Here is a 26,476-nt window from a genome sequence, read left to right on the forward strand (position 1 = left end):
TCATTAGTCCAGGGAGATAGTGACCTGTATTTCCCGGCCACCTCGCTGAATGGTCAGTTCTACCGATGAGGCATCTTGCAGGTCATTCATTAATTGCATGCCTGCTGCGGGAGAATCCAGATTCTGGCCATCGACCGCAGTGACGATATCTCCAGCTCTCAAGTCCATGGCCTGAAAAGCCTCCCGCATGCTGCCGGGAAAAATACGAAAGCCCACCATTTCTCCGTCCACATGATGGGGAGTCGGGCGAATAACATCGGTAATGCGTTCAGGGTCTTCTTGAATGGCCGAGCGTAGATCGGCCACCTCATCCGGCACGGTAACCTCGCGGTCGTCCTGGTCGCCCCCGTCCCCATTGGCGCGTTGGCTCAGAGTCAAGCCCTCGTCATCGTCCCGTGGCAGGCGAAGGGTTTCCAGTTCACCGCCGCGCTCCAGAATGACCCGGTCCCGGTATATGGCCCGTACCGAGGCCCCTGAGCCGATACTGTCACCAACACTGTAGCTTTCATCATCGTCTGTGTCAGAGGCGATGATGGCTCGCGCCATTTCCGGGATCTCGGTGGCCAGTACCCCCCGCAGTTCCAGGTTCAGTTGGGTTTCCGGGGCATCCACTTCTGCCAGGTCCAGCTCCTGGGTTGGATCATCCTCAGGGTCCGGGTCCCCGAATACGGACTGGGCCAGCAACTGGTCCAGATCCGCGACACCCCGACCCTCTCCATTGGCGTTCGCCGGTGATTGGGCGGGCGGGGCGGCGTCGGCGGCCTCGTCATTCAGGGGGATCAGCTTCCAGGTGGTATCCGCCAGGGCATAGGCAATGGCGATGACCAGGAGAAGGGAAACGAACACGGGGAGCCGTCGGCCCAGCCGTTGAAGCTGCTCCTGGTCCGGATTGCGCCACTGCGCGATATTGGCGAGTCGAAAAGCCATGTTTGCTGTCGCCTAAGCTGCGGCGACCTTTCCCCCCGTTGGAAATGGTCCCAAGCGATGCATCATACGGATAATAAGACCACAGGCTCAAGCATTTGTCTCCCCTGAGCCTGTTGGATTCCACGGCAGCGCCTATCGGGCGCCAGCGGATTTGGGCCGCGGGCGCGACTTTATCGCGGTTGCCGGTGGTCTAGTATGGGGCAAAACCTCATCCTTGGTGTAGAGTTGTTCGCCCCATTCTCCATTTTTGGACGTCATAGGCACAGCGGGGCTGGGAATGACAAAGGGCGCTTACGCGAAATGACAGAGGCAGGGGAGTACCGCCGTGGCACGCGCCGGCGGGACAAACGGGAGCTGCGCTGGCGGGTGCTGATTTCGGCAACCCTGCTGGGCCTGTTTTCCGCCCATGTTTCGGGGCTGCTGCCCATTGGGGCCATTTCCCATCTGGAGAACCTGGCCTATGACAGCCGGCTCCGCGCCACCATGCCCTTTTCCGTGGATGAACGAATCGTCATCGTCGGTGTGGATGAGCCCAGCCTTGCCCAGGAGGGACGCTGGCCCTGGCCGAGAGAGCGGATCGGGACCTTGGTGGATCGTCTTTTTGATCGCTACGGCGTGCGTAGCGTGGGGCTGGATATTGTTTTTGCCGAGCCCCAGGACGGTCGCCGGGTTTCCTCTGCCGGTGGCCGGACGCACGGTCAATGGCGGGCACTTGGGGGATGGCTTGAGTCTGGAGAGCAACTGGAGCAGGAGCAAACCCCGGATGAACGCTTGGCGGAGGTGCTCCGGGGGCGTCCGGTTACCACAGCCATGATCTTCCGGGATGCCAGTGATGCCCGCTCGGTGGGCGTGTTGCCGGAATCGGTCATGCGCTGGGAGGATCTGCCCCAGGGTCTGGCGCCTGAGGAATCGCTGAGTTTTACTGCCAATCTGCCCGTGGTGGCCGATGCCGCGCCCAGTGGTTTTACCGATAATGTGTTGTTGGACCGGGACGGTCATTATCGGCGAGTGCCGTTGTTTCGGGCCCATCGCGGTGAGATTTACCCGTCCTTTGCTTTACAGATGGCCTGGACGGAGAAAGGGGGCAAGCCTCGGACGCTTGATTTCGAGCACGGCGGTGGCTCTGGCTTGTTCTCGGGCCATGGTCTGGGCTTGGGCGAAAATTGGGTCCCCATGGATCGCCAAGCGGCAGTGAATGTCCCGTTTCGAGGACCTCGCTTTAGTTTTTCCTACTTGTCGGCAGCGGAAGTGCTCAATGAGAGTGCCCCGGAAGATCTGCTGGAGGATCGAATCGTTCTGGTGGGTGCCTGGGCTTCCCGTCTGACGCAGGTCTACGCGACCCCCGTCGCCCAGGCCATGCCCAGCGTGGAGGTTCAAGCGAATATTCTTTCCGGTCTGCTTGAGGGCCGGGTTTTGCACCAGGCGCAGAATCCCGTGCTTGCCGAATTGACGACGCTGTTGCTGGTAGCGGCAATTCTGACTGCGGTATTCTTCTATTTGGGTGGTTGGTGGGCCGCGGGCGCCACCTTGCTGATACTGATGATTTACAGCGCCCTCAATGTCGGGGCCTGGGTCACGATGTCACTGGTGCTTCCCTATGCTTCGGTGGCCTTATTCATCGTCAGCTTGTTCGTACTGCATCTTCTCTACAGTCAGATCATCGAAGCCAGGACACGTAGTCAACTTTCCACGGTATTCGGCCAGTACGTGCCGCGGGAGCTGGTGGATGAGCTCTCCGAGCGTCCCCAGAATGCAAGTCTGGAAGGCGAAAGCCGGCACATGACCGTGCTGTTTTCAGATATTCACGGCTTCTCCGGGATTGCCGAGGCCCTGGCGCCCCGTGAGCTGACTCGACTGATGAACGAGTTTCTCACCGGTATGACCCGGGTTATCCAGAATCACCGGGGGACCATCGACAAGTACATGGGTGACTCGGTGATGGCCTTTTGGGGGGCACCACTGGATGCGCCTGATCATGCCCGGCGAGCGGTGCTGGCCGCACTGGATATGCAGCGGGAAATGGTCCGTTTGAACCGACAGTTCGGTGAGCGTGGCTGGCCCCATCTGCGGCTGGGCATCGGCATTAACACCGGTCACATGAGCGTGGGGAATATGGGCTCCGAGTTTCGCATGGCGTACACCGTCATGGGCGATGCGGTGAACCTGGGATCCCGCCTGGAAGGCCTGACTCGTCAGTATGGGGTGGGCATCATTGCCAGCCAATTCACGCGCAATGCCGTTCCCGAGGTGCGCTTCATGGAGTTGGGGCCGGTGGCCGTGCGTGGTCGTGAAGGCCCCGTCACGCTCTATGAGCCGCTGGGATTGCCGGACCAGCTTAGTCAGCAGGAGCAGCATCGGGCCGAGCGTTTTGAAAAGGCCCTGGATGCCTTGCGGGCTGGTCGTGACTGGGAAGTGGAGATGCTGGTCGAGACCCTGTTGGTGGACGATCCGCTCAGGCACCGCCTATACCGCTGGTTGCTGGGGGAACTCCGGGGCCAAGACACCGCCCAAAGTGGAGAGAAAGCGGAAACGGAGCAGGAAATCGCGGGCCGGGGAGAAAGCCGGCGGGAAAATGGTCTATAGCTGGGGCGGAGAGGACAAATCCGGGTGAGAGGCCCCGCGCCCCTTCGGAAAGGACAGGAATTGGCCAGCCCCGGAATCAGGTCGATCCTGCCAAAGGGGTTCGGAGCAAGCGCTGAATGGGCTAAAATAGGGGGCATGAACGAGATCAACGGACAAAAGGATACCTCGCCCGGCAATCCCGGCGTGGCAGTGGAGGAAGCTCGGCCAGAGGTGCGCCGGCCACCCCTCTACAAGGTGCTCTTGCTGAATGACGACTTCACCCCCATGGATTTCGTGGTGGAGGTTCTTCAGAAGTTTTTTCGCATGGATCGAGAAAAGGCGACCCAGGTCATGCTGAATGTACATACCAAGGGGAAAGGCGTCTGCGGTGTGTTTACCTTCGAAATTGCGGAAACCAAGGTGGCCCAGGTGAATGACTACGCCAAAAAACACCAGCATCCGCTGCTTTGCACCATGGAGCAGGCCTGAATGGCTCTGCTGATCTTTAAGCCTCAAGCAAAGGTGCGCCATGCTCAGCAAGGAACTTGAATTCTGTCTCAACGCCGGCTTTAAGGAAGCTCGCCAGAAGCGTCATGAATTCATGACCGTCGAGCATCTCTTATTGGCACTGCTGGATGCGGCTCAGGTCATGGAGATTCTTCAGGCCTGTGGTGCGGACCTGGAAAGTCTGCGTCAGGAGTTGGCCCATTTTATCGACGAGACCACCCCGCGTCTGGAAGAGAGTGAGGGTGATGATGTCCAGCCCACATTGGGCTTTCAGCGGGTTCTGCAGCGCGCGGTTTTCCATGTCCAGTCCTCGGGCAAGAAGGAAGTCACCGCTTCCAATGTCTTGGTCGCCATCTTCGGTGAGAAGGAAAGTCACGCCGTCTATCTGCTGGGCAAGCAGACCATTACCCGTCTGGACGTGGTCAACTACATCTCCCATGGTATCTCCAAGATTTCCGGGGAGGAGAGTCCGGAAGCCCAGAGCGAGGAAGAAGAGGGGACGGTGGAAGAGGGGGATGGTAGCCCTCTGGAAAAATATGCCACCAATCTTAACCGTCAGGCCCGTGAAGGGCGCGTGGATCCCCTGATCGGTCGGGCGGATGAAGTGGAGCGCACCGTCCAGGTGCTGTGCCGACGTCGCAAGAACAACCCCCTGTTCGTGGGGGAGGCTGGCGTGGGCAAGACCGCCCTGGCGGAAGGCCTGGCCAAGCGTATTGTGGACGGTCAGGTACCGGACCCCCTGGAAGACAGCACCATCTATTCCCTGGATTTGGGTGCGCTGATCGCCGGGACCAAGTACCGGGGGGATTTCGAGAAACGGCTCAAGGGCGTCATCGCCGAACTCAAGCGTCGACCGGGCTCGGTGCTGTTCATCGATGAAATCCACACCATTATTGGTGCCGGGGCCGCTTCCGGCGGTGTCATGGATGCTTCTAATCTGATAAAGCCGGTGCTGACTTCGGGGGAACTCCGCTGCATCGGTTCCACCACCTATCAGGAATACCGGGGCATCTTTGAAAAAGACCGGGCTCTGTCTCGGCGTTTCCAGAAAATCGATGTGCCCGAACCCTCGGTGGATGAAACGGTGGAGATTCTCAAGGGGTTGCGTGGCCGTTTCGAGGAACACCACGATGTGAAGTATCCACTGCGTTCCCTGCGGGCGGCGGCGGAGCTGGCTTCGCGCTACATCAATGATCGTTTTTTGCCGGACAAGGCCATCGACGTGATCGACGAGGCGGGGGCCAATATGCGTCTGCGCCCGGTCACCCGGCGGCGCAAGACCATCCATGTCAGTGATGTGGAGGATATTGTGGCGCGGATTGCCCGGATTCCGCCGAAAACTGTGTCCTCCACCGACAAGGATGTGCTCAAGAACCTGGATCGCAACCTGAAATTGGTGATCTATGGTCAGGATAAGGCCATCGGAACCCTATCCTCGGCGATCAAAATGTCCCGCTCCGGATTGGGAAATCAGGACAAGCCTATCGGCTCCTTCCTGTTTGCCGGCCCCACCGGGGTGGGTAAAACGGAGGTGACCCGCCAGCTGGCCCAGGTGATGGGAATTGACTTCATCCGTTTTGATATGTCCGAGTACATGGAGCGTCATACCGTGAGCCGCCTGATTGGCGCGCCGCCGGGTTATGTGGGTTACGACCAGGGAGGCTTGTTGACCGAGGCGGTTACCAAGAAACCCCATGCCGTTCTGCTGCTGGATGAAATCGAGAAGGCCCATCCCGAGGTCTTCAATATTCTGCTGCAATTGATGGATCATGGCACGCTAACCGATAACAATGGCCGCAAGGCGGATTTCCGCAATGTGGTGCTGGTGATGACCACCAATGCCGGCGCTCAGGAACGAGCCCGGCCGTCCATGGGCTTTATCGGCCAGGACAACAGCAGCGACAGCATGGAATTGATCCGTCGCATGTTCACGCCAGAGTTCCGTAATCGTCTGGATGCCATCGTGGAATTCGAGGGCCTGGATCAGCGGACCGTGGCTCAGGTGGTAGACAAGTTCCTCATCGAGCTGGAAGCCCAGCTGGAAGAGAAGGGGGTCAGCCTGGATGTGGACGAAGCCGCCCGGGCCTGGATGGCGGAGCGGGGTTACGATCCAACCATGGGGGCACGCCCCATGGCCCGTCTGATTCAGGACAGTATCAAGCGTCCCCTGGCCGAGGAGCTGCTGTTTGGCAAGCTGGTGGCCGGCGGCACGGTGACGGTAGGGGTTCGGGATGGCGAGCTGGACCTTAGCATCAAGGCAGCCGAAGACAATCCCGTGCTGGAGAAATAAGCCAGGCAAGACCAGCCACAGGTCTCCCGTCCCCCGTACACGGTATCAATGGCGTGTTGGGGGCGGGGGAGCCGTTATGGCGCAGGGGTGCTGGCAGTCGGAAGTAACCGCAGCGGGCGGGATTAACGGCCGCGGTAGACGATGCGACCCTTGTTCAGATCGTAGGGGGTCAGTTCGACGGTGACCTTGTCGCCGGTCAGGATTCGGATATAGTTCTTGCGCATCCGACCTGAAATATGAGCCGTCACCATGTGCCCGTTTTCCAGTTCTACTCGAAACGTGGTATTGGGCAGGGTTTCCACGACCCGGCCTTCCATCGTTATATGATCTTCCTTCGCCATTGGACCTCACTCATTTTGGGAAAACGCGGATTTTGACTGATCCGCCGGTGGCTAATCAACCCCGGGGAAGGATTCAGCCGTTGTTTTCAGGCCGCTCAGTCGGCAAGGAGGCGTTTCCAGCGCCCGCCCAGCATCAATTCCGCCGGTTTGTATTCCGTTTTGTAGGCCATCTTTGGGCTGTCCTGAATCCAGTAGCCCAGATAGACATAAGGTCGGTTTTGCGCTCGCACCGCCTCAATCTGCCAGAGGATGGTGTATTGCCCCAGGCTGCGATGGGACTGGGACGGTTCATAGAAGGAATAGACCGCCGAGGCGCCGTCCTCAAGCCAATCCACGATAGCCACCGCTACCAGCTCACCATCTCCATAAAAGCAGATCATTCGGGTATCCGCCCATTGGGATTGGATAAAGCCCAGGTAGTCCTGTTCATCCCCCTCGGCCATGGGGCCTCCGGGGTGGCGATGTGCCTGATAGCGCTGATAGAGCTGGAAGGCTTCAGGATCGAAGCTTGTATCCCTTTCCTCTACCACGAGATCCTTGTTTTGCCGCCAGCAACGTCGATAACGACGACGCCAGTCGAATTCCGCCACCGGCACCCGAATAGGGATGCAGGCCGAGCAGGCGCTGCAGTGGGGGCGATAGAGGTATTCACCGCTGCGCCGGAAGCCGATGCTGGAAAAGGCAGTGTGATCACTCCGTCCGCGCACCGAACCCGGCTCCACCACGATATTCCGGGACAGTTGGTCCTCCCGGTAGGGGCAGGGGTGCTCCCCGGTGAGCAGCAAACGGGGGGCATTGGCTGCCGGTGTGTCACGTTGCATGGGGCGCACTCCAAGCCTTGAGATGGAGGGCCCCATTCTAGCAGGCTGTGATTATCTCCGATGTTTCGGACCACCCGCCTCTTCTGTTTCAGAGCTGGAATCGGCGAAGCAGTCCAGCCAGATCCTGGGCCTGATCATCCAGAGAGCGACTGGCCGTAGAGGCCTCTTCCACCAATGCTGCATTCTGCTGGTTGACCTGTTCCAGCTGGCTGACTGCCTGATTGATCTGGTCAATGCCCGAAGACTGCTCATTGGCGGCAGCGGCGATTTCGCTCATGAAGGTATTGACCTGCTTTACGCCTTCTCCGATTTCGTGCAGCCGTTCACTGGACGTGGCAACCAACTGTTCGCCGTCGTCCACCTTGTCGACGGTGGACTCCACCACGGTCCGGATACGCTTGGCTTCATCGGCACAACGTCCGGCCAGGGAACGGACTTCCTGGGCCACTACCGCAAAGCCACGGCCGTTTTCCCCGGCCCGGGCGGCTTCCACCGAGGCATTCAGGGCCAGGAGGTTAGTCTGGAAGGCAATACCGTCAATGGCCTCAATAATGGAGGTGACTTCCTCATTGGCCTTCTTGATCTCCCCCATGGCCTGGGCTGCCTTCTGACCGACCGCTTCCGCTGAGTTGGTTTTTTCATTCAGCCCTTCGGTCAGTTTTCGGGCATGGCCGGCGGACTCAGCGGTTTCCTTGACGGTGGCACTGATTTCTTCAACGCTGGTAGCGGTTTCCGATAGGGATGAAGATTGTTCCTCGGTTCGACTGGCCAGATCGTCGTTACCCTGGGAAATTTCATTGCTGGCTGTGCTCACCGACTCGGCTGATTGCCTTATGTCTCCCATCATTTCACGGAGGTTTTGCTGCATCTCATTAATATGAGCCAGCAGGCTGGTGGTATCGCCTTTGCGTACGGGCACATTTCGGGTGAGGTCGCCATCCACCACCCGCCGAACCACCTCGGAGGCTTGTTGGGGGTCACCGCCCAGAACACGAATAACGGACCGAACCACAGCCAGGCTGGCCCCGACGGCAATCACCACGATGATTACCGTGATGCCCACCAGCAACCAGAACATTCGATTGACATCCGCCAGGGCCTCGGCTTCTGGAATTTCCACGATCAGGCCCCAGTCCAGCCGGGGCAGATAGCTGAAGCTGCCAATAACCGGTGTACCTGCCGCATCTTGGTATCGATCGACGCCATCTTCACCGGCCGCCACGGCTTGTGCTGCCCGCGTCTCGATGGTGGTGTCTTGCCCCCTCAGGGCGGCGATCGGAGTGATGGGGGTCCCGTCACTGGCCAGCAAAAAGGTATCCGATTCCCCACCCAGGGACAGATCTTCCATGCGATCAAAGAGCACGTCCAAGCGGACGGCGGCCCGCACCACCCCGGCTACCTGCTGGGCATCGTCATAGACGGGGATTACAACATTGCTGACTCGATTGCCTGTGGCACGGGAGACAAGGGGCTGGGAGAATACCGCTTCCCCTCGGATAGCCTGTCGGAACCAGTCCCGGTCAGCCACATGGAAATCGTTGGCTTCTTCCGGTGACATGATTCGGGCGTCACCGTCATGGCTTACGCCGGACAGGCCCCGGCCATTGGGGGAGACAAAGAAGATGGTATCAAAATAGCCGTCCTGGTCGGCTAGCTGCGCCAGAAAGTGATTGATCTGATCCACTTCCAGGTTGCGAACCGGGGCTAGGCCAGCAATGTAGCGTACTTCGTCCTGACGGGCATTCAGCCATTGGGCGAATGACTCGGTCATCATCTCGCCGGTACCCTGAAGTTGGTTCACCGTGGCCTGGGTATAGGAATCCCGGTACTGCATGTAGACCAGACTGGCCACCAGAATGACCGACGCCAAGACCAGCGACACAATCATCAGTGTCAGTCGGCTGCGAAAATCGAGCCGCTTGAGAATGCTCTTTGGCCGAGGGGGCGAAGCAGTTTCCCGCATTACGTAATTCCTGTGCTGGTCATTTGGACGATTTTCAATGGTCTTTCCAACGATATCGGCATTACAGACGCAGACTTGAGTCTAGAGCGTGGAGAAAACCGGGCGGGGAAGAATGGGCCGGTAGGGATTAAAGGCAGGATGGGCGGTGCTGGAGGGGCCAGTGCCCCTGGTCAGTGGGGGCCAGGCCCCCACTACCGATAGCCATGGAGACTCGTCTGAGGAATGTCTGACGTGGGATTTCCCGAGCGCCCATGCGCAGCAGGTGAGGGCTGCTGACCTGACAGTCCATGAGTTCGAACTGCCAGGCGGCCAACTGGGCATCCAGCCAGGCCATGGCGATCTTGGAACCATCCCGGCGCCGGCTGAACATGGATTCACCGAAAAAGACCCGGCCCAGGGAGATACCGTAAAGGCCGCCGGCCAGCTCGCCATCCATCCAGACCTCAATGGAGTGGGCATGGCCCCGTTGATGCAGTCTCGTGTAGGCCTCAATCATGGCCGGCGTGATCCAGGTACCTCCTTGATCGGGCCTTAGGTCCACATCGGCACAGGCATGGATAACCGATTCGAAGGCCTGATCCAGGCTCACCCGGTAGTTCTGCTGACGCAGGGTTCTCCGCAATCGGCGACTGATATGCAGCTGGCCCGGCTCAATGACCAGGCGGGGGTCCGGTGACCACCAGAGGATGGGGTTGCGATCATCAAACCAGGGGAAGATGCCCTGGCGGTAGGCCGCCAGCAGCCGCTCTGGAGAAAGATCCCCGCCGGCGGCCAGCAGGCCGTTGGGTTCCTCCAGGGCCTGGCTGGGGTCGGGGAACTCAGCGGGAGCCCCTTTGGGAATCCAGGGAAGCTGGGTCATGGGCCGAGCGCCTGTTCGCGGTGGAAGGGGAGATGGGCCCGGGCGCTGGCCATATAGGCGGCGTTATGGGCTCTTTCTTCCTCGGCGAAGCGGCTAACGGCGGCATGGAAGCGTGGGTCGGGAATCCAGTGCATGGAGCAGGTGGTCACCGGTTCGAAGCCGCGCAACAGCTTGTGTTCACCCTGGGTACCCGGATCAAAGTAATCCAGGCCGTTCGCAATGCAATATTCGATTCCCTGGTGGTAGCAGGTTTCGAAATGCAGGCCATCAAGTTCGCGGGTGCAACCCCAGTGCCGGCCATACAGGGTTCTCTCGCCGCGCAGGCAGAAAGCCAATGCCAGCAGTTCACCATTCCGGTCCCGACCTTCGATCAGTACCACGGAGTCGGATTGCTGCTGGCACAGCTGCACGAAGAAGGACTTGGGCAGATAAGGGGTTTGGCCCCGTCGCCAATAGGTTGCGGCATAGAGGGGATAGTATTCATCCCAGTCGAGATCACGCACGGCGTCCCCATCCTGCCATGTGAAGCGGATTCCAGCGTCCCGAACGGTGCGCCGTTCCCTTCGCAGGTTCTTGCGCTTCTTGGCGCGAAAGCGGCCCAACCAGTCGTCGAAACTGGTGTAGCCCCGGTTATGCCACTGGAAACGGCAGCCTTCACGGCGGATCCAGTGGCGTGCCTGCATGGCTTTGGCTTCATCCTCCCGGCAGAAGAGGGCATGGGCAGTGGAGCAGCTTCGTTGCCCGGTCTCTGCTTCCAGAGCCGCGATCAGGCGCTCTTGTTGTTGACTGTCTCGGGCAGGGATTCGTGGCCCTACCAGGGGGCTAAAGGGAATGGCGCTGACCAGTTTCGGGTAGTAGGCCAGCCCGTTCCGATGCCAGGCATCAGCCAGGGCAAAATCAAAGACGAATTCCCCGAAGGAGTGGCTTTTCTCGTAGAGGGGGAGGGCCGCGTTCAACCGTCCCTGGGCGTCATCCAGGCCCAGATGGCGGGGAATCCAGCCTGTCTCGGGGCTGGCGGCGCCGCTGCTTTCCAGCAGTCTCAGAAAACCATGCTGCATGGCCGGCTGGTCCGTTCCCACCAGCTGGTCCCAGTCCTCGGCGGGCACATCCGCCAAATCCATGGTCCGGATTGTGCCCGCCTCGGTGTCCTGCATTTCTATCAGGCCGCCTGGCCGTCTTTAACCGCCTGTGCTTCCAGGAATTTCTCGCTGTCCAGGGCCGCCATGCAGCCGGTGCCGGCCGAGGTGACCGCCTGCCGGTAGACATGGTCCATCACATCCCCAGCGGCGAAGACGCCGGGAATGCTGGTCTGGGTAGCATTGCCCTGGGTGCCGCTCTGGACAGTGAGATAACCGCCTTCCATGTCCAGTTGTCCCTTGAACAGCTCGGTATTGGGCTGGTGACCGATGGCAATGAAGACCCCCTGCACCTTGAGCTCTTCAGTCTTCTCGGGGTTATCCCGGTCACGGATGCGCATGCCGTTGACGCCCATGTCATCGCCCAACACCTCATCCAGGACCGAGTTCCACTTGAAGCTGACCTTGCCTTCTTTCTCCTTCTGGAACAGGCGATCCTGAAGAATGGCTTCTGCCCGCAGCTTGTCGCGGCGATGAACCACGGTCACGTGATTGGCGATATTGGACAGATACAGGGCTTCTTCCACGGCGGTGTTGCCGCCGCCCACCACGGCTACGTCCTGCTCACGGTAGAAGAAACCGTCACAGGTGGCGCAGGCGGAGACCCCCTTGCCCATGAAGGCTTCTTCGGATTCCAGTCCCAGGTATTTGGCCCGGGCGCCGGTGGCGATGATCAAGGCATCGCAGGTGTATTCACCCTGGTCACCCTTAAGCCGGAAGGGGCGCTGCTTGAGTTCCACTTCGTTGATGTGATCGAAGACGATTTCGGTCTCGAAGCGCTCGGCATGCTGGCGCATGCGATCCATGAGTGCCGGCCCCTGGAGGCCGCTCACATCCCCCGGCCAATTATCCACATCCGTGGTGGTCATGAGCTGGCCCCCTTGCTCCACGCCCGTTACCAGGACCGGATTAAGGTTGGCGCGGGCCGCGTAAACGGCGGCAGTATAGCCGGCCGGGCCCGAGCCCAGGATCAGAAGGCGGCAATGCTTGGCTTCGCTCATGTATAATGGCTCCCGATTGGATGCTGGACCGTGTCGTGTGACCGGTCCGATTGAGTATTTCCTGAAGTGTTCCAGTCCGGCAGGGCCGCATTGGCGTCCATCTCTGCTTAGCCGCCCAGGCGGAATCCCCAGTAACGCATGATCGTGGGCCGATGAATCGGCCCGGATTCGCGGCTGGGGAGCGCGCGATCAGGGGGCGGCCGACGGTATCGTCGGGGCGGGTCACCGAACTGGCACGCGAAACCCTAATGGTAAATTGAAGTCCCAGCACCGTAAAGGAGGCAACATGCGCATTGGCATTCCCCGCGAGCTCAAGCCGCTCGAAGGCCGGGTCGGCCTGATTCCCGCCGCCTGTGGCGAGCTTGTCCGTCAGGGGCACGAGGTATTCATCGAATCCTCGGCTGGCGTGAAAAGTGGTTATACTGACGATCAGTACCGGGAATTGGGCGTAACGGTGCTGGACACCGCCGATGCGCTGTTTGAAAAAGCCGAGATGATCATCAAGGTCAAGGAGCCCATTGAGCCCGATCTCAAGCGCCTGCGCAAGGATCACCTGCTGTTCTGCTACCTGCATCTGGCCGCCGAGCCGGAGCTGACCGCCCGTCTGAAGAAAATTGGTCTCACCGCAGTGGCTTTTGAAACCGTGGAAGAAGGCGGTAATTTGCCCCTGCTGGCACCGATGAGCGACATTGCCGGGCGCATCTCCATTCAGGTGGCCACCCATCTCCTGCACCAGCCGGAAGGCGGCAAGGGGATTCTGCTGGGCGGCGTGCCGGCCGCCAAGCGCGGCAAGGTGGTGATCATCGGTTGTGGCATGGCCGGGGGCAATGCCGCCCAGATGGCCGCAGGTTTGGGTGCCGAAGTGGTGGTCTTTGATAAGGACCCGGCCAAACTGGCCTGGGCCCGAACCTTCGGTTCTAACGTGACTGCCCTTTATCCCCATACCGATGATGTAATTGATCAGCTCAAGACTGCCGATATCGCAGTGGGGGCAGTGTTGGTGGCCGGTGCCCGGGCGCCTCACGTGATTTCCAAGGAAGCCGTGCGCCGGATGCAGCCGGGCAGTGTGGTGGTGGATATCTCGGTGGATCAGGGTGGCTGTGTGGAAAGCACCCGCCCCACCACCTACGATGATCCCACCTATGAGTGGGAAGGCGTGACGCATTTTACCGTCACCAACATGCCCGGGGCGGTGCCTCGGACGGCCTCCCAGGCTCTGTCCGCCGCCATCGCGCCTTATTGCGTGCGCTTGGCCAATGGTCAATGGCGAGATTATGAGCCGCTGATCAAGGGCATTAATGTGGAAAACGGCAAGGTAGTTCATCCGGCTATTGAAGGCTGAATTAGTCGTTTTTACTCGCCCATTGGCACTTGTTTGGGGACCGGTCGGCAGCTACTGTCGGCCGGTTTTTGCTTGTGCTTGCGGTCCGGGCTTGTTTCCTGGGCCGGAGGCAACGAAAATAGGGAAATTGCTCCGTTGGGGCAGCGTGTAATTTTCCGGTGCAGCAAGAAGTTGCGTAGGTCTTTTGAGATGAATTCTCCATAGGGGGCAGGGACTTGGCTCAGGCGAAGACAAAGAAAGGTGAAAGCCGGGTTTCCCGGCAGCGCCTGATGCGCGGGCTGCGGGAATCGGCTTTCTGGATCTGCCTGGCCTTAGCGCTGGTTCTGCTGGCCGCCCTGGCCAGTTATTCTCCTGCTGATCCCGGTTTTTCCCACACCGGCGGCTACGAGGCTGTGAACAACTGGGTGGGGCCCACAGGGGCCTGGTTGGCTGATTTTCTCCTGTTTCTTCTGGGGTACCCTGCTTATCTCCTGCCGGTGTTGGTGGTCTGGAGTGGTTGGCTGATTTTTCGGGCCCGGGATGACAATGACGAAGGGGTCGATGGTCTTACCCTGGGCTTGCGTTTTCTGGGCCTGGTGCTGGCCGTGGCCACGGCCAGCACCCTGTGCGCCATGAACTGGGCCGTGGATCCCGCCCGGGTGCCTCTGGAAGCTGGTGGTGCCGGAGGGGTGCTTGGGGTTTCTCTGGGGGAGTTTGCCGAACAGACTCTGGGCTATCTGGGTAGCACCCTCATTCTGTTGGCCCTGTTCTTCACTGGTGTGACCCTGTTTACCGGTCTCTCCTGGCTGGCGGTGATGGATGCCACCGGCCGTTTCACCATGGATCTGACCGAGAAGCTGCGTAATCGCTGGGCCCGTTTCCTTCAATGGTGGCAGGATCGCCGCAAGCGCCGTGAGCAGGTGGCGGAGGTCCGGGAGAAGACCCGGGAAGCCAAGAAACGCAAGCCACCCAAGATCGAACCGGTACTCAGTGACGTCAAACCCAGTGCCCGGAGCGAGCGGGAACGCCAGAAACCCCTGTTCGAGCCGGCCCCGTACAAGGGCGGAGAGGCCCAGCTGCCGGCCTTGTCCTTGCTGGATAGCCCACCGGCTCGCAAGGGCGGGTATTCGGAAGCCTCTCTGGAGGCCATGAGCCGCCTGGTTGAGCATAAGCTCAAGGACTTCGGTGTGGATGTGGAAGTGGTGGCGGTCAATCCCGGCCCGGTGGTCACCCGTTTCGAGTTGCAACCGGCTGCCGGGGTGAAGGTCAGCCAGATTAGCAATCTGTCCAAGGATCTGGCCCGGGCCATGTCCGCCATCAGTGTCCGGGTGGTGGAGGTGATCCCCGGTAAATCCGTGGTGGGTCTGGAAATCCCCAATGAGGACCGGGAGCTGGTCACCCTGGGCGAAATCCTCAAATCCGAGGCCTATGATGCCTCCAAGTCACCCCTGACCCTGACCCTCGGCAAGGATATTAGCGGCCGGCCCATGGTGACTGATCTTCAGAAGATGCCCCACTTGCTGATTGCCGGGACCACTGGCTCGGGTAAGTCGGTGGCCATCAATGCCATGATCCTGAGCCTGCTGTACAAGGACACGCCGGAAAACATGCGCCTGATCATGATCGACCCCAAAATGCTTGAGTTGTCGGTCTATGAGGGCATTCCCCATCTCTTGTCGCCGGTGGTGACGGACATGAAGGACGCCGCCAATGCCCTCAAATGGTGTGTGGGGGAAATGGAACGGCGTTACAAACTGATGGCGGCTCTCGGGGTCAGAAACCTGGCCGGTTACAATCGCAAGATTCGTGATGCCCGCAGTCGGGGCGAGCCGATAAAGGATCCCTTTGCCCATCAAGGGATGCCGCCGGATGCCGCCCCCGAGGATTTGCGCGAGCCGGAAGAATTGGAAACCATGCCCCACATCGTGGTGGTGATCGATGAGCTGGCCGACATGATGATGATTGTCGGCAAGAAGGTGGAGGAGCTCATCGCCCGCCTGGCTCAGAAGGCCCGGGCCTCCGGCATCCATCTGGTGCTGGCCACCCAGCGGCCATCGGTGGATGTGATTACCGGTCTGATCAAGGCCAATATCCCGGCCCGGATTGCTTTCCAGGTCTCCTCCCGGGTGGATTCCAGAACCATTCTGGACCAGATGGGGGCCGAAGCCCTGCTGGGTCACGGGGATATGCTTTTCCTGCCGCCCGGGACCTCCATGCCGGAGCGGGTGCATGGGGCCTTTGTCTCCGACCAGGAAGTGCACCGGGTGGTGGATGAATTGAAGCAGAGCGGTAAACCGGATTATGACGAGGATATTCTCAAGGGTCCTTCGGAACCGGTGCCGGGTATGCCCAGTCTACCGGGTGAGGGTAGCAACGGCGGGGATGAGAGCGACCCCCTCTACGACCAGGCCGTGCGCTTGGTGACGGAAAGCCGTAAAGCCTCAATCTCAGGGGTCCAGCGACGGCTCAAGATCGGTTACAACCGGGCGGCACGTATGATCGAAGAAATGGAAGAGGCCGGGATTGTCGGGCCGCTTCAGCCCAATGGCTCCCGTGAGGTAATCGCGCCGCCCCCCCCGGACGCCAACTAGGATCCCCTTTATTGCATGGAGATTTCGATGCCACGTTTTCAGATCAGTCGATGGACACACGGCTTGGCCCTTGCCCTGGTCCTGCCGGCGCTCATGTTGCCAGGCACGGTCTTGGCCGAGTCCGAAGCGGGTGATGCGGCCCCATTGAAACAGGCTCTTGATCGTCTGGAGACCTTGCAGGCCGGCTTTGAGCAGACGGTGCTGGATTCGGAGTTCACCGTGGATGAGGTTTCCTCAGGGACCTTTGCCATCAAGCGGCCGGGGCGGTTTCGCTGGGATTATCAGACGCCTTTCGAACAGTTGATCATTTCCGATGGCGAGGAAATGTGGATCTATGAGCCTGACATGGAGCAGGCCAGTGTTCAGCCCATGGACGAGACCCTGGCCACCAGCCCAGCCATGTTACTGACTGGCCGCGGTGACCTGGAAGACAGCTTCCGGATCGAGGACGACGGTGTGCAGGGGGAACTGCACTGGTTCCGCTTGACCCCGCGTGTGCAGGACAGTGAATTCGAGGTGGTGCGGATTGCCCTGGGGGATGAAACTGTGGAACTGATGGAACTGCGGGACAATCTGGGACAGACCACGCGCATCGAGTTTCACAGCATTCAGCACAATCCCGACTTGGATGACTCATTGTTCCAGTTCACCCCGCCCGACGGCGTCGACGTCATTGGCCGGTGAAGCCTGCAAACCATAAGGCGGGTATTGGCGACACGGTCACCCCCCTGGCCGAGCGCATGCGTCCCACCACCGCGGCAGAGCTGGTGGGGCAGGAATCCCTGCTCAAAGAGAATGGCCCCCTGCGTCAAGTACTGGAAGGGGGCCGCCCCCATTCCATGATCCTCTGGGGCCCGCCCGGCACGGGCAAGACCACCATTGCGCGCATGGTGGCGCGGGCTTCGGGGGCGGAATTCGTGGCCCTGTCGGCCGTTATGGCCGGGGTGAAGGATGTCCGGGCAGCCGTGGAAGCCGCCAAGGCGCGCCGCGATATGGAAAATCGGGCGACGTTGCTGTTTCTGGACGAGGTCCACCGCTTCAATAAGGCCCAGCAGGATGCCTTCCTGCCCTGGGTGGAGGACGGCACTCTGGTTTTCGTGGGTGCCACCACGGAAAACCCCTCTTTTGAGCTCAATAATGCCCTGTTGTCCCGGGCCCGGGTGTATCGCCTGGGCGCCCTGGATGAGACCGGCCTGGTCGATCTCCTGCAGCGGGCCCTGGCGGATCAGGATCGGGGGCTGGGTGCCCTGGCTATCGAAGCGGAGCCCTCGGCCCTGGAAGAAATCGCCCAGCTGGCCGATGGTGATGCCCGTCGGGCGCTGACCCTGCTGGAAGTGGCGGTGGAGGGTCTGGGGCAGGGCGGTCACCTGGACCGGGCCGTGGTCGCCTCGGTGGCGGTGGGTGGCGAACGGCGCCGCTTCGACAAGGGCGGTGACGATTTCTACGACCAGATATCGGCCCTGCATAAGTCCATCCGTGGCTCGGCCCCGGATGCCTCCCTGTATTGGCTGGCCCGCATGTTGGACGGCGGCTGTGATCCCCTGTACATTGCCCGCCGTCTGGTTCGTGTCGCCTCCGAGGACATTGGCAACGCCGACCCCCGGGCCCTGGATCTGACCCTCAATGTCTGGGAGGTGCAGTCCCGACTGGGGAGTCCGGAAGGGGAGCTGGCCCTGGCCCAGGCAGTCAGCTATCTGGCGGTGGCGCCCAAGAGCAACGCGGTCTATACCGCCTGGAAAGCGGCTTGCCGGGATGTCCAGTCGGAAGGCTCCAGACCGGTGCCGGTTCACCTTCGCAATGCCCCCACCAAGCTTATGAAGGAATTGGGGCATGGCCGGGCCTACCGCTATGCCCACGATGAAGCGGATGCCTATGCTGCTGGCGAAGTCTACATGCCCGAGGGTATGGAAGGGCGGCGTTATTACCGGCCCAGTGACCGGGGCCTGGAAGCCAAGATTGCCGACAAGCTCCAGCGTCTGCATCAGAAAGACTTGGAATATAAGAGAAAAAACAAGTAGTTAAATTATATATTTAATGTAGTTTCTCACGCGTGTCTGCGTGAGCGTATCCTTCAATTTTCCGTTCAACTGGCAAAAGACTGACAAGACCATGCTGGATAACAAACTGCTTCGCAGCGACCTAGAGGGCGTGGCGGCCAAATTGGGCCGTCGTGGATATGCGCTGGATACGGCGCGCTTCGCCGAGCTGGAAGGGGAGAGGAAGTCCCTCCAGGTTCGGGTCGAGGAGCTGCGTAATGAGCGTAATACCCGCTCCAAATCCATTGGCAAGGCCAAGGCCGCGGGCGAAGACATTGAACCGCTCAAGGCCGAGGTGAAACAGTTGGGGACCTCCCTGGATGCGGCCCAGGAACGACTGACGGAATTGCAGGGCGAGCTGCAGGACTGGCAGCTGTCCATGCCCAATCTGCCGGATGATTCGGTGCCGGACGGGGCGGATGAAGAGGAGAACGAGGAGGTTCGCCGCTGGGGCACACCGGGGAGTTTTGATTTCGAGCCCAAGGATCACGTGGATGTGGGGGTGGGGCTCAATGGTCTGGATTTCGAGTTGGCTGCCAAGCTCACCGGCAGCCGCTTTGCGGTCATGACCGGCCAGGTGGCCCGGCTGCACCGGGCGGTGACCCAGTTCATGCTGGATCTCCATATTGACGAACATGGTTACCAGGAAGTCTATGTCCCCTACATCGTCAATCGGGAATGCCTGGTGGGGACCGGGCAGCTGCCCAAGTTTGGCGAAGACCTCTTTCATCTGGAGGACGATCGGGATTGGTATCTCATTCCCACCGCCGAGGTGCCGCTGAGCAATTTTGCCCGGGACGAGATTCTGGACGCCGAGCAGCTGCCCCGCCGCCTGGTGGCCCACACGCCCTGTTTCCGCTCCGAGGCCGGCTCCTATGGCAAGGACACCCGTGGCATGATTCGCCAGCACCAGTTCGACAAGGTGGAGCTGGTGCATCTGGTCAAGCCATCCGAGTCCTGGCAGGCGCTGGAGACACTCACCGGCCATGCCGAGACGGTTTTGCAAAAGCTGGAGTTGCCTTACCGGGTGGTGAACCTGTGTACCGGGGACCTGGGTTTCGGTGCGGCCAAGACCTATGACCTGGAAGTCTGGTTGCCGGGGCAGAATCGCTACCGGGAAATCTCCTCCTGTTCCAATACCCTGGATTTCCAGGCCCGCCGCATGAAGGCCCGCTGGCGGAATCCGGAGACCGGCAAGCCCGAATATATCCACACCCTGAACGGTTCCGGGGTGGCCAGTGGCCGGGCCCTGGTGGCCTTGCTGGAAAACGGCCAGCAGGCCGACGGTTCGGTGCGGGTGCCGGAGGTGCTCAGGCCCTATCTGGGCGGTGTCGAAGTGCTGCAGCCGGCCTGATTTGCGCTATGATGGCCGTATGATCCTTATCTAACGTGGAGGCTTGAACCATGGAAATGACCCTGCGATCGATCCTCAGCGGCAAGCCAAGCAAGCTGCATGTGGTAGGGCTCAATGACACGGTTCGCGAAGCGGTGCGCATTATGGTTGCGGGGGATGTGGGCTCGGTGCTGGTAATGGACGAGGGCGGATTGCGGGGCTTGTTCACCGAGCGTGACTTGATGCGCCGGGTGGTGGCCGAGGGCCGGGACCCAGGGCATCTGCTGGTGGAGGATGTGATGACCCGGGAGATTGTTACCGTGAGTCCGGATATCACCATCTCCCAGGCCATGGCCCTGTGTACCGAGCGCCGTATTCGCCACCTGCCCATTTATGATGGCGAGACGCTGATGGGGATGGTCTCCGCCGGGGATCTGACCAAGGCGGTGGTCCAGGACAAGCAACACACCATTGATGATCTGATCAGCTATATCTACGGCGGTGAGACCATCTAGGGAATCCCTGCACTAGGCCCCGGCCTTTTCCTCCAGCGCCAGCCAGCGTTCGGTTTTTGCCTCCAGCCGCTTTTCAATGGTCTCCATCTCATCAAGGGTGTCCCGAATGGTTTGCTGGTCCTGTTGATAGAATTCCGGGTCAGCGACTTTTTCCTGTACACGAGCCAGCTTGGACTCCAATGTCTCGATCTCGCCGGGCAGGGCATCCAGTTCCAGCTTCAGTTTATAGCTGAGCTTGGCTCGCTTTGGGGGGCTGGACTTGTTTGCTTTGCTACTCCCCCCTTTGTCCTGCGTCTGCGTAGCGGGTGACGCCCCGGTTTGCTGCTCGTAGGCGGCAAGACTGCCGCCTTGGTCGATCCAGTCGCTGTAGCCACCCACGTATTCCCGAACCATGCCGGGGGCCTCGAAGGCCAAGACGCTGGTTGCCACCTGGTCGATAAAGTCCCGGTCGTGACTGACCAGCAGCAATGTGCCGGCGTAGTCCACCAGTCGGTCTTCCAGTAACTCCAAGGTTTCCAGGTCCAAATCATTGGTGGGTTCGTCAAGCACCAATAGATTGGCCGGCTGGCTGAACATCCGCGCCAGCATCAGGCGATTGGATTCACCCCCTGAGAGTTTATCGATGGGTGCCCGTGCCTGTTCCGGGCTGAACAGGAAGTCGCCCAGATAGCTGATGACATGCAGCTGCTTGCCGTTGATGTCGATGAAATCCCGGCCTTCACCGACATAATCAATGGGGGTCTGGCCGGGCTTGAGGGCCGCGCGCTGCTGGTCGAAGTAGGCTAGCTCCAGCTTGCTGCCGTGACGAAGTCGGCCTTGGTCAGGCTCGAGTTCTCCCAGCAGTAGGCGGAGCAGGGTGGTCTTGCCGCAACCATTGGGCCCCACCAGGGCGATCTTGTCGCCCCGCATCACCCGCAGGTCCAGCGGTTCAAGATGCCAGTCCCCTTGTTGATGGCTCAATTCCCGGGCCTCCAGCACCAGCTTGCCCGAACGTTCCGCGGCCTGGATATCGAAGTCCGCATTGCCGCTACGTTCCCGCCGCTGGGCGCGTTCCTGCCGCATGGCTTTCAGTGCCCGCACCCGGCCTTCGTTACGGGTACGCCGAGCCTTGACGCCCTGACGAATCCAGCGCTCTTCCTGAGCCAGTTTCTTGTCGAATTCAGCTTGATGTCGGGCTTCCACTTCCAGGCGATGGGCCCGCTCCCGCTCGTAGGCGGCATAATTGCCGGGCCACAGGCTGAGCTTGCCCAGGTCCAGCTCGAGAATGTCGGTGGCCAGGTTCTTTAGAAAGGCCCGATCATGGGTCACGAACAGCAGGCTGCCGCCAAAGGCCTTGAGATAGCCTTCCAGCCACTCAATGGACAGGATATCCAGATGGTTGGTGGGCTCATCCAGCAGCAGCAGGTCCGGCTGGGCCACCAGGGCCCGGGCCAGGGCAGCCCGGCGACGCCAGCCCCCTGACAAGGCTGACAGGGTCTGATCCCCATGCAAGTCCAGGCGGCTGAGTACATGCGCTACCCGTTGGTCGGCCGCCCAGGCATCGGCGGCATCCATGGCCTCCTGAACCCGGCCCAGTCGGGTCATGGAGGCTTCATCGGTCTGCATGGAGAGCTCATGAAACTCCCGGATCAGGGCGGCTTCATGGCCCAGGCCTTCACTGACAAACTCCCAGACCGTGCGCTCATCCGCCGGTGGCAGGGCCTGGCCCAGGAAACCGATTCGGGCTTCCGGGCGGCGCCAGACTACGCCTTCATCCACCGCCATTTCCCCGGCGATGATCCGCATCAGGGTGGATTTCCCGGCCCCATTCCGGCCCAGCAGGGCGATTCGGCGCCCTTCTGGGATGGAAAGATCGGCCTTGTCCAGCAGGACATGGTTGCCAAAGGCCAGCGAGGCCTGGTCAATGCGTATCAGGGATTCCGTGCTTGCGATGGTCCTATTCCTCCCAGTCGAAATTGGAGAGCCGTGCCAGCTCCTCCGGTGTCAGGATGCCTTCATGCTGTTCGCCATCAATGACCCAGGTGGGGAATTGCTCAATCCCGGCATTGACGCAGGCTGAGGCCATGAGCCCACTGCGCCCCTGGGGGTGGCATTCCACGAAAGGCAGGCGCTCGCTGGAGGCGCCGAAAAGGTCTTCCTGTTCCTGGCAGGCCGGGCACCAGGACGCCCCATAGTAGCGGGCACCTTCTTCATCCAGATGTGTGGCCAGGGCTTGCAGTTGGGGGTCTTCCCGGCCCATGCCGGGGCCGAGCAGGCCGCTGTAATGCAGATGCATGACCGCCAGGATGACCAGGGTGGTGGCGCCGGTGTTGAGCAGCCAGTCACGCCAGGGTTGTCCGGGGCCGGCTGCTGGTCGTTTGATGGTCAGCCAAATGAAAATGGCGCTGATGGTGGCCAGGGAAATCAGGCACCAGAAGCACACCGCCTGAAGCTCAATCAGGCCAATGGCGGTGAGGTAAAGACTGACCGCCAGCCCCACCAGGGAGATGAACCACTGTCGCCGCCAGCGTTTGGTGGCCGGGCGCATCTCAAAGCTGATCAGGGCGATTGCGGCATAGGTAAGGAAACCGAACAGGGCCACCGGGATGCCGAACAGGGTGGACCAGCGGCTCGCCTGAATGATGTCACAGCCGGAACCCTCGGCACACAGCGGCATACCGGAAGTGGTGGATGCAGCCAGGGTCAGCCAGGCCGTTACCAGCATTCCGAACAGGGCCAGGCCCAGCACCGGCCAGTCCGGCTGGCGCTGGGTCTTGCGCTGTTCCATGGCACGTCGGGTATCTTTCTTCGCCTGTCGACGTTTTGCTTTCTGTTTGGACATGGGACCACCTTTTGCAATGTTTTTCGTCGCCGCCAAGAATACGGTTAACGCTACATGACGTCCATCTGGCGAACTGTTTTTTTATACTCATGACGAAAAAGGCCGGCCCACATCGGGCCGGCCTTTCCACCGTGATTCAGACCCAATCAGTCGTTGGCAAAGCCCAGCAGATGCAGCAGGCTTAGGAAGAGATTGTAGATGCTGACAAACAGCGACACGGTGGCGTGAATGTAGTTGGTCTCGCCCCCGTTCACGATCCGGCTGGTTTCAAACAGGATCAGGCCGGACATCAGCAGTACAAACATGCCGGATACTGCCAGGGACAGGGCCGGCATCTGGAAGATGACCGCCGCCAGGCCTGCCAGGAAGGCGGTGATGATGCCGACGAATAGGAAGCCACCCATGAAGGTGAAATCCTTCTTGGTGGTCAGCACATAGGCCGACAACCCCAGGAAGATGGCGCCGGTGCCACCCAGGGCCATCATCACCAGTTCGCCCCCGTTGGCCATGCCGGACACATAGGCATTGACGATGGGGCCGGCGGTGTAACCCAGGAAGCCGGTGAAGGCAAAGACAGAGAGCAGGCCCCAGGCGCTGTCCGCCGTCTTATGCGTCAAAAACAGCAGACCGAAGAAACCGGCCAGGGTCACCAGCATGCCCGGATGGGGCAGATTCATCATCATGGCCACGCCGGCCACACCGGCGGCCCACATCAGGGTCAGAGCCAGCAGGCCATAGGTGTTTCTCAGTACCTTGTTACTTGCAAGGACCGACTCCTGCCGACTGACGGCGGAATAGGGATCTTGACGAGTCGTGCGCATGGTCGCGTATCTCCGTTCTTTGTGGCATTTTCCTGTGGATACGCCGCCCGGGGCGGTCAGACCCCGGGCGGCAGTCTCACTGCTCATTGGACCGGGGCTGGCTGAATTTTCTCCCGACTTGTGCTGGGAAAAGCCAGCCCGTTCATGTATCGATTCATGCTAACACAGGCCTTAGCCCCGGGTGACAATCAATCGCGGTCTTCGCATGACTTTCGAGCCGTGTCCGGGGCTTGTAAAATCCCCATCCCATGTCCGATACCCTTCCCATTGATAACCTAGAGAATGATTTCCGGCAGGCCCTGGAAACGGGCCATGTGGTGGTGTCCGCGGCCACCGGTTCCGGCAAGTCCACCCGTTTGCCGTTGTGGTGCCGTCAGGCGGGCCGTGTGCTGGTGATCGAGCCCCGGCGGGTGGCTTGCACCGCACTGGCCACTTTCCTGGCCGAATCTCTTGGCCAACGGCCCGGGCAGAGCGTGGGCTATGCCATCCGTTTTGACAGTTGCTTTGGACCGGAGACCGAGGTGGTTTTCGTGACCCCGGGGATTGCCCTCAGGTGGCTGGCCGAGGATGGCCTGGCGAATTTTGCCGTGGTGATGTTGGACGAGTTCCATGAACGGCGCTGGGATACGGATCTTCTGCTGGCGCTTTTGAAAGCTCGACGGCAGCATCATTTGGTGGCCACCTCGGCCACCCTGTCAGGACCAGCGCTGGCGGATTATCTCGACGCCCGAGTGTTGGAGGCGGAAGGCCGAAGTTATCCGGTATCAGTGAACTATGTGGCGGGTGATGTCCGTGGCATGCCCGACAAACGGGGCCTGGAGGCGCGAACACGGGCCGCGGTGGAGCGAGCGCTGTCTGAGACCGACGGAGACGTGCTGGTGTTTTTGCCAGGGCGAGGTGAGATCCAGTCGGTGCAGGCTGCCCTGGGCGGATTGGACGCTGAATGCCTGACACTGCATGCCGGTGTTCCGGCCAATGAGCAGCAGCGGGCCCTCAAACCGGGCCGGGGCCGGCGGATCATCCTGGCCACCAATGTGGCGGAAACCTCCCTGACGATTCCGGCGGTGACGGCGGTGGTGGATGCCGGACTGGAACGGCGTACGGCACGGCGTAACAATCGCACGGTGTTACAGCTCGCCCCGATCGCCCAGGCCAATGCCGAACAACGGCGGGGCCGGGCCGGCCGGGTGGCGCCGGGCCATTGCTACCGGCTTTGGGGGCGTCAGGCGCCCCTGGACTCCTTTCGGCCACCGGAAATACAGCGTGAGGATCTGACCGAGATGATGTTGGCGGCGGCCAGTGCCGGCTATCGCTTGGCGTCGCTATCATTCCCCGACCGCCTGCCGGAAAGAGCCCTGACCACGGCCCGGGCCCGTCTGGAGAGCATGGGCGCGGTGGACCAGGAAGGCCGAATCACCGCCCACGGACGGGCCCTGTTTGCCCTGCCCATTGACACGCTGTTTGCCCACCTGATTTCGGCCATGCCGGATGAATCTAGCCGGGCGGCGATGGTGGATCTCACTGCAGCCCTGAATGTCAGCCCGCCTTTGATGCGTTTGCCGGAGGCGGCGGTTGCCCGGGTGGAATTGGCGGATTGGCAACCGCTGGCCTGCGACGCCACCACGCTTCTCGCCGTGATCCGCGGGCGAGCGCCTGAGTCGCTTAATATCCGGCCCGGCGCACGCAAGGAGGCCCGACGCCTGGCCGAACAGATGCGCATGGCCCTGGGTCTCCCCCGGAACATCCCCGAGGTTCTGACGGTGGATCGGGCGGCCTGGCTCAAGGCCATGGCCAAGGCGGCCCCGGAGTTACTGTATGTGCGGCGTCAACGCCGGCCCTCTGCCATGGGCAACGGTTGGGATGAGGTCATCATTGATGAGCGCTCCCGAATGGAGGACGAGGCCCTGGCGGCCCTGGTTCTGGATGATCACAGTGTGCCCGGCAAACGGGGGACCCGGGAGACCCGTACCCTGGCCACCTGCCTGGCACCGGTGCCCTTGTCCCTGATTCAGGATTTGGACCTGGGACAGGTCACCCTGGATGAGGTGCGACTGGAATCGGGGGAACCCCGGGTCCGGGAGAGGCGTGAATATGCCGGGCGTACCGTTGCTCGGGAAGAAACCCGGCCAAGCGGCACCGCTTTGCGACAGGCGGTCGCCGAGCTGGTGTTGGCGGATCGTATGTTGATACCGGCCGGCTCGCATCTGAAGGAAGATCTGCAGCAGTGGGCTCTATATGTGGCGCTGGGCAAGCATCGGGAAAGCATGGCGCCGGACATGCCGGATCAACCGGAGGTCCCCGAGGTCAAGCCCTGGCTGATAGCACGGTTGGAAACCCTGGGGCTGAATCTGATGGAGGATCTGGCCTTGATTGAGCCGGATGATCTTAAGTTCAAGGGCATACCGGATTGGGAGCGGGAAGCCTTTGACCGGCAATATCCGGCACGCTTCTTTCTGGGTGATCTGGTACTCCGGGTCTTGTACGATGTGTCTCGTAAGCAGATTATGCTGGAGCCGGAATCCGGGCAACGCAAAACGGTGCCCAAACGCTGGGAGTTGCCTGCCTGGTCTGGCTGGGAAATTCAGTATCGCCGTGACAGCAAGGTAGAAGATGTTCGTTGAAGGGTGGTCG

At 60.7% G+C, this 26,476-nt stretch carries 20 protein-coding genes; 10 read left to right on the forward strand and 10 right to left on the reverse strand.

Annotated elements, in window-relative coordinates:
* Window positions 1-3: 3 nt before the first annotated feature.
* Window positions 4-927 carry a type II secretion system protein GspC gene (gspC, locus tag J2T60_RS03455; RefSeq protein WP_253445467.1) on the reverse strand — a complete coding sequence of 308 codons (924 nt, stop codon included), beginning with the start codon at window positions 925-927 and terminating at the stop codon, window positions 4-6.
* A 300-nt stretch (window positions 928-1,227) separates the two neighbouring features.
* On the opposite strand from gspC, the gene J2T60_RS03460 reads away from it, so the two are divergent.
* The 3 genes from J2T60_RS03460 to clpA all read left to right on the forward strand — a co-directional run bounded on the left by J2T60_RS03460 (window position 1,228) and on the right by clpA (window position 6,286).
* Complete coding sequence (locus J2T60_RS03460; protein WP_253445470.1) at window positions 1,228-3,510, forward strand: CHASE2 domain-containing protein; 2,283 nt, start codon at window positions 1,228-1,230, stop codon at window positions 3,508-3,510.
* Window positions 3,511-3,645: 135 nt separating this feature from the next.
* Window positions 3,646-3,978 carry an ATP-dependent Clp protease adapter ClpS gene (gene clpS, locus J2T60_RS03465; RefSeq protein WP_253445473.1) on the forward strand — a complete coding sequence of 111 codons (333 nt, stop codon included), beginning with the start codon at window positions 3,646-3,648 and terminating at the stop codon, window positions 3,976-3,978.
* A 40-nt stretch (window positions 3,979-4,018) separates the two neighbouring features.
* Window positions 4,019-6,286, forward strand: a complete 2,268-nt coding sequence (gene clpA / locus J2T60_RS03470) for an ATP-dependent Clp protease ATP-binding subunit ClpA (protein WP_253445476.1) — start codon at window positions 4,019-4,021, stop codon at window positions 6,284-6,286.
* A gap of 122 nt (window positions 6,287-6,408) precedes the next feature.
* On the opposite strand, the gene infA is transcribed toward clpA, so the two are convergent.
* The 6 genes from infA to trxB form a co-directional block, all read right to left on the reverse strand.
* Window positions 6,409-6,627, reverse strand: a complete 219-nt coding sequence (infA, locus tag J2T60_RS03475; RefSeq protein ID WP_253445479.1) for a translation initiation factor IF-1 — start codon at window positions 6,625-6,627, stop codon at window positions 6,409-6,411.
* A 95-nt stretch (window positions 6,628-6,722) separates the two neighbouring features.
* Entirely contained in the window at window positions 6,723-7,448 is a 726-nt protein-coding gene (locus J2T60_RS03480) for an arginyltransferase (RefSeq protein ID WP_253445482.1), read from the reverse strand.
* Window positions 7,449-7,536: 88 nt separating this feature from the next.
* Complete coding sequence (locus tag J2T60_RS03485) at window positions 7,537-9,411, reverse strand: methyl-accepting chemotaxis protein (protein ID WP_253445486.1); 1,875 nt, start codon at window positions 9,409-9,411, stop codon at window positions 7,537-7,539.
* A gap of 127 nt (window positions 9,412-9,538) precedes the next feature.
* Window positions 9,539-10,270: a leucyl/phenylalanyl-tRNA--protein transferase gene (gene aat, locus J2T60_RS03490; protein ID WP_253445489.1), complete on the reverse strand. Its 732-nt coding sequence runs from the start codon at window positions 10,268-10,270 to the stop codon at window positions 9,539-9,541.
* On the reverse strand, window positions 10,267-11,424 hold the full coding sequence (locus J2T60_RS03495; RefSeq protein ID WP_253445492.1) for a GNAT family N-acetyltransferase: 1,158 nt from the start codon (window positions 11,422-11,424) through the stop codon (window positions 10,267-10,269). Before J2T60_RS03495 ends, aat begins: the two co-directional genes overlap by 4 nt.
* A gap of 5 nt (window positions 11,425-11,429) precedes the next feature.
* Entirely contained in the window at window positions 11,430-12,407 is a 978-nt protein-coding gene (gene trxB, locus J2T60_RS03500) for a thioredoxin-disulfide reductase (protein WP_253445495.1), read from the reverse strand.
* A gap of 286 nt (window positions 12,408-12,693) precedes the next feature.
* Here trxB and ald point away from each other — a divergent pair, with 286 nt between their 5' ends.
* The 6 genes from ald (at window position 12,694) to J2T60_RS03530 (ending at window position 20,203) form a co-directional block, all read left to right on the forward strand.
* On the forward strand, window positions 12,694-13,749 hold the full coding sequence (ald, locus tag J2T60_RS03505; protein ID WP_253445498.1) for an alanine dehydrogenase: 1,056 nt from the start codon (window positions 12,694-12,696) through the stop codon (window positions 13,747-13,749).
* Window positions 13,750-14,018: 269 nt separating this feature from the next.
* On the forward strand, window positions 14,019-16,319 hold the full coding sequence (locus tag J2T60_RS03510; protein ID WP_253447598.1) for a DNA translocase FtsK: 2,301 nt from the start codon (window positions 14,019-14,021) through the stop codon (window positions 16,317-16,319).
* A gap of 27 nt (window positions 16,320-16,346) precedes the next feature.
* Window positions 16,347-17,003 carry an outer membrane lipoprotein periplasmic chaperone LolA gene (lolA, locus tag J2T60_RS03515; RefSeq protein WP_253445501.1) on the forward strand — a complete coding sequence of 219 codons (657 nt, stop codon included), beginning with the start codon at window positions 16,347-16,349 and terminating at the stop codon, window positions 17,001-17,003.
* Window positions 17,004-17,059: 56 nt separating this feature from the next.
* A complete protein-coding gene (locus J2T60_RS03520) occupies window positions 17,060-18,337 on the forward strand; it encodes a replication-associated recombination protein A (RefSeq protein WP_253447601.1) in 1,278 nt (425 codons plus the stop codon).
* Between the two features lie 91 nt (window positions 18,338-18,428).
* On the forward strand, window positions 18,429-19,709 hold the full coding sequence (gene serS / locus J2T60_RS03525) for a serine--tRNA ligase (protein ID WP_253445504.1): 1,281 nt from the start codon (window positions 18,429-18,431) through the stop codon (window positions 19,707-19,709).
* Between the two features lie 50 nt (window positions 19,710-19,759).
* Entirely contained in the window at window positions 19,760-20,203 is a 444-nt protein-coding gene (locus J2T60_RS03530; RefSeq protein ID WP_253445507.1) for a CBS domain-containing protein, read from the forward strand.
* Between the two features lie 12 nt (window positions 20,204-20,215).
* Here the strand turns inward: J2T60_RS03530 and J2T60_RS03535 are convergent, their stop codons facing one another.
* The 3 genes from J2T60_RS03535 to J2T60_RS03545 all read right to left on the reverse strand — a co-directional run bounded on the left by J2T60_RS03535 (window position 20,216) and on the right by J2T60_RS03545 (window position 23,845).
* Window positions 20,216-22,159 (reverse strand): ATP-binding cassette domain-containing protein, encoded by a 1,944-nt coding sequence (locus J2T60_RS03535; RefSeq protein ID WP_366518293.1) that lies wholly within the window; start codon window positions 22,157-22,159, stop codon window positions 20,216-20,218.
* Window positions 22,140-23,024 carry a vitamin K epoxide reductase family protein gene (locus J2T60_RS03540; RefSeq protein ID WP_253445511.1) on the reverse strand — a complete coding sequence of 295 codons (885 nt, stop codon included), beginning with the start codon at window positions 23,022-23,024 and terminating at the stop codon, window positions 22,140-22,142. Before J2T60_RS03540 ends, J2T60_RS03535 begins: the two co-directional genes overlap by 20 nt.
* 146 nt (window positions 23,025-23,170) lie before the next feature.
* Window positions 23,171-23,845, reverse strand: a complete 675-nt coding sequence (locus J2T60_RS03545) for a Bax inhibitor-1/YccA family protein (protein ID WP_253445514.1) — start codon at window positions 23,843-23,845, stop codon at window positions 23,171-23,173.
* Between the two features lie 248 nt (window positions 23,846-24,093).
* Between J2T60_RS03545 and J2T60_RS03550 the strand changes: the two genes are divergently transcribed.
* Entirely contained in the window at window positions 24,094-26,466 is a 2,373-nt protein-coding gene (locus J2T60_RS03550) for a helicase-related protein (RefSeq protein WP_253445517.1), read from the forward strand.
* The last annotated feature ends 10 nt before the right edge of the window (window positions 26,467-26,476 follow it).

The organism is Natronospira proteinivora (assembly GCF_024170465.1).
Taxonomy (GTDB): Bacteria; Pseudomonadota; Gammaproteobacteria; order Natronospirales; family Natronospiraceae; genus Natronospira; species Natronospira proteinivora.